A 2,048-nucleotide genomic window follows, 5' to 3' on the forward strand; every position below is an offset into this window, starting at 1 on the left:
CTGGCAGGCGCTTCAACGAACTCGATGGTCGGCTGATCGTCGGCCACGCTGACCGAGACGCTTGCCTCGGTACTGGTACCGTCGGTGTCGGTGCCGACCACACTGATGCCGGTGATCGACAGGCTATCGGCGTCGACCGCGTGGGCCAGGCTCTCGGCCAGGGTCGCAGTGACGGTGACAACCTGCTCCTCGCCCGCGGCCACAGGACCAGAAGAGCTCAGGGTCAAGGTCAGGACAGCGTCACCGCCGGCCTCGGTGCGGCCTTCCAGCTCGCCAGCGTTGTTGGTGCTCCAGATCAGCTCGCCATCCAGGCCGGTGACGCTGATGCCGGTGACGCTGTCATCGGCACCTATATTGCCAAAGCCGATCGAGGTGATGGCGTCGCTGCCGGCGGTAAAGGTCAGGCTGGCTACATCGCTGTCGGACGCCGCGCCTTCGGTCTCGGCGTCATCCAGTGCCAGGCTGGCCTGAGTCGAGGCCGGATCGCTGCCGGTGACCGAAACGCTCGGGCCGGTGCCGTCGGTGATGGTGACGGTGTGGCTATCGGTGGCGGTGTCGCCATCGCTGTCTTCGGTGGTGATGGTGAAGTCGATCGACGGGCTGTTGCCCTGGTCGAGGTTGTCCTTGGCCTCGAAGGTCCAGCTGCCGTCGCGACCGACGGTCAGGGTGCCTTCGGCGAGATCGAAGCTGACGCTATCGCCATCGCCCAGCGGCTTGGTTTCGCCTGCCGCTGTCACGCTGACGGTGGCGCCATCGGCACCGGCGTCGGTGGTCCAGGTGCCATTGACACTCTGGCCTTCGACCACGCTGGCAGGCGCTTCAACGAACTCGATGGTCGGCTGATCGTCGGCCACGCTCACACCCACGGTTGCCGTCGTGCTGGTACCGTCGGTGTCGGTGCCGACCACGCTGATGCCACTAATGGTCAGGCTATCGGCGTCGACCGCATGGTCCAGGCTCTCGGCCAGGGTCGCCGTCACGGTAACCACCTGCTTCTCGCCCGCCGCCACAGGCCCGGAAGAGCTCAGCGCCAAGGTGATCACGGCATTGCCGTCACCCTCCACACGCCCTTCCAGCTCACCGGCATCGTTTGCGCTCCAGACCAAGGACTCACCAGCCGCCAGACCCTGGACGCTGATGCCCGTGACGCTGTCATCGGCACCTATATTGCCAAAGCCGATCGAGGTGATGGCGTCGCTGCCGGCGGTAAAGGTCAGGCTCGCCACGTCGGTATCCGAGGCGGCGCCTTCGGTCTCGGCGTCATCCAGTGCCAGGCTGGCCTGGGTCGAGGCCGGATCGCTGCCGGTGACCGAAACGCTCGGGCCGGTGCCGTCGGTGATGGTGACGGTGTGGCTATCGGTGGCGGTATCGCCATCGCTGTCTTCGGTGGCGATGGTGAAGCCGATCGACGGATTGCCGGTGCTGTCCTGCACCTGGTTGTCGTTGGCCTCGAAGGTCCAGGTGCCGTCGCGACCGACGGTCAGAGTGCCTTCGTCGGTGGTGAAGCTGACCATTGCATCACTGGCTTCGCCCAGCGGCTTGGTCTCGCCTGCCACCGTCACACTGACGGTGGCGACATCGGCACCGGCGTCGGTGCTCCAGGTGCCCTCGACTTCCTGGCCTTCGACCACGCTGGCAGGCGCTTCAACGAACTCGAGGGTCGGCTGATCATCGGCCACGCTGACCGAGACGCTTGCCTCGGTACTGGTACCGTCGGTGTCGGTGCCGACCACGCTGATGCCACTAATGGTCAGGCTATCGGCGTCGACCGCGTGGGCCAGGCTCTCGGCCAGGGTCGCGGTCACGGTGACAACCTGCTCCTCGCCCGCGGCCACAGGACCAGAAGAGCTCAGGGTCAAGGTCAGGACGGCGTCACCGCCGGCCTCGGTACGCCCTTCCAACTCGCCGGCGTCGTTTGCGCTCCAGACCAAGGACTCACCAGCCGCCAGACCCTGGACGCTGATGCCCGTGACGCTGTCATCGGCACCTATATTGCCAAAGCCGATCGAGGTGATGGCGTCGCTGCCGGCGGTAAAGGTCAGGCTCGC

Annotated in this window: 1 protein-coding gene; it reads right to left on the reverse strand. The window is 66.1% G+C overall.

The annotated features are described in order from the left end of the window. A partial coding sequence (locus RBB39_RS22675) for a hypothetical protein (protein WP_306169435.1) occupies positions 1–2,048 on the reverse strand: 2,048 nt, incomplete at both ends.

It is taken from the genome of Halomonas sp. MMSF_3323 (assembly GCF_030733595.1).
In the GTDB taxonomy this organism is placed as follows: domain Bacteria; phylum Pseudomonadota; class Gammaproteobacteria; order Pseudomonadales; family Halomonadaceae; genus Halomonas; species Halomonas litopenaei.